We start from the raw sequence: 1,673 nt of genomic DNA on the forward strand, positions 1-1,673 counted from the left end.
GTATTGGGTCGCTGTTTGAGGGACAAAAAATAATAAAAAAAGGAGGAATTATGTAAAGGATAATCCGGCTCAAACCTCTACTTTTGTTTCGAATACAAATTACAGTTCAAAGTATCTGATCTTGTTCATCCCTCTTCTGTTTTCATATATAACTAAACTTAATAATTACTTTTTATAAAAAATAAAGGTAGAGCCCGATCCTGTATTAACAAATAAGATCACTCTACAGATTTTTGATTTATTACGCAGATTTTATGAGCGAGCTATATTGTTCTGATAAATTATCATGTCCATATAAAGAAAAAGGCCGGCATTCGACCATTGAACTGCTGGTACTGAACCAAAATGAGCTGATAGATAACAGTTCCCTGAATGACAAGATGGTTTTTCTTGTAAAAGGAAAAGTCTCCCTGTCCTTTGCCAGCCATAGCGGATCGATCATAGGAGCAGGCAAGGCTGTATACATGCCTGTGAACCAGCATTATTGCGTGAGAGCCCTGGAGGGATCCACCCTGCTGATCATACGGCTCCAGGAGCAGATCACGTTTTGTAACTGCATGAGTATAGAAGACCTCGCCCGGTTCTTTGAAAACGATAATTACCAGGATCTGGATGATTTATATCTTTTGGATATAAATCCGCAGATAAAAGGATATGTTGAATTTATGCTGGCGTGCATTGACCAGGGAATATATTGCGGTATATTTTACCGCAACAAAGTAAAAGAACTATTCTTTCTGCTACGCGCCTTTTATTCCCAGAGGGATTTATCCCTGTTTTTCCGCAAAGCATTGAGTGCTGATTCTGTGTTTTCTTCCTATGTGATGCGTAACAGTCATAATTATAAATCAGTCAGTGAACTGGCGCAAGCCCTTAATTATTCGGTTTCAGGTTTCGAAAAGCATTTTAAGCGTATATTCGGTGTATCTCCCTATAAATGGATGCTGCATAATAAGGCCGATAAGGTCTATTATGAGATACGGCACGAAAGGCGGAGCTTCAAAGATATCTGTGACGAGTTTGGCTTTTCCAGTATCTCCCATTTCACCAATTTCTGCAAGACCTATTTAGGGGATACACCTTCAAATATCAGGAAATACGGGAAAATATGGGAAAACAGGTGTGAGTCCAATTACCATGGCAATTAACGGGCGATTATTCACCGGTTGGAGACAGCCGGGTATCTGAAATTCATACATTTACGTTTTTCTGCCAGATTATGGTGGATATCTGTAAATATAATTTTATTACATCCTTATAAATTTGCTGTCGAAATAGATTTGGGGTATATAACAAGATTTAAACAACAATGATAAGACGGCAGTCAACCCCCACAGGGAGTTTGATAAAGGTTTATTATTTTATTTACGGAAAGGTTACACGGATCTATTTTAGATGAGACTTCCAACTATTACAGAAACTTTACTGGTTATTTACAGAAACGACACAACAGGAATAAGGATATGAAAATGAAAATATACTATAGAATAATATTTTGCCTTATTTGTAATTAAATGCTACAAGTATGTGTTTTGGGGATTCCTTCAACATTACAGAATGTTAAATTCTCCTTGTCTCGTTGCGCAGGAGTGCGTAAACAAACTATGCATGTACATACGGGGATATCCTCTGCCTGCGACAGGCAGGGGGACCCAAAGTTTTTAAAAATGAAA

At 37.8% G+C, this 1,673-nt stretch carries 1 protein-coding gene; it reads left to right on the forward strand.

What is annotated here, in order from left to right:
• The first annotated feature begins 254 nt into the window (after nt 1-254).
• On the forward strand, nt 255-1,148 hold the full coding sequence (locus tag GGR21_RS20750; RefSeq protein WP_183309146.1) for a helix-turn-helix domain-containing protein: 894 nt from the start codon (nt 255-257) through the stop codon (nt 1,146-1,148).
• The last annotated feature ends 525 nt before the right edge of the window (nt 1,149-1,673 follow it).

Origin of the sequence: Dysgonomonas hofstadii (assembly GCF_014196915.1) — a bacterium.
GTDB classification, from domain to species: Bacteria; Bacteroidota; Bacteroidia; order Bacteroidales; family Dysgonomonadaceae; genus Dysgonomonas; species Dysgonomonas hofstadii.

What these genes read in the sequence shown, in the direction of transcription:
- GGR21_RS20750 (WP_183309146.1), top strand. Translation starts at nt 255, where the DNA reads ATGAGCGAGCTATATTGTTCTGATAAATTATCATGTCCATATAAAGAA.